Source organism: Mesorhizobium sp. M2E.F.Ca.ET.209.01.1.1 (assembly GCF_004010375.2).
In the GTDB taxonomy this organism is placed as follows: domain Bacteria; phylum Pseudomonadota; class Alphaproteobacteria; order Rhizobiales; family Rhizobiaceae; genus Mesorhizobium.
Window position 1 is genome coordinate 1 of sequence record NZ_SADP02000610.1, and the last position, 342, is coordinate 342.

Below are 342 nucleotides of genomic sequence, written 5' to 3' on the forward strand. Positions count from 1 at the left end.
GTTGGCGGTGCGGCCGAGAAGCATGGAATGGCCCTTCGGGCTAGTGCGCAGGGAATAGCGAGTAGGGAATGGCAAGCGACTGAATCTCAACGGAATATGGCATTTCCCTGTCCCCTCTGCTTCCACTATTCACGACTGACTATCCCCTACTCACCCATCTCAATCATCCAGCACCCAGGTGTCCTTGGTGCCGCCGCCTTGCGAGGAATTCACCACCAGCGAGCCTTCCTTCAGCGCAACGCGCGTCAGCCCACCAGGCACGATCTGGATGCGATCGGAAACCAGCACATAAGGCCGCAAGTCGACGTGGCGCGGCGCCAGGCCCTTGTCAGTCAGGATCGG

The 342-nt window shown here is 59.9% G+C and carries 1 pseudogene; it reads right to left on the bottom strand.

Features of this window, described 5'->3' with window-relative positions:
• Positions 1–159: 159 nt before the first annotated feature.
• Positions 160–342: pseudogene (locus tag EN852_RS37125) on the bottom strand (circularly permuted type 2 ATP-grasp protein); the annotation flags it as partial.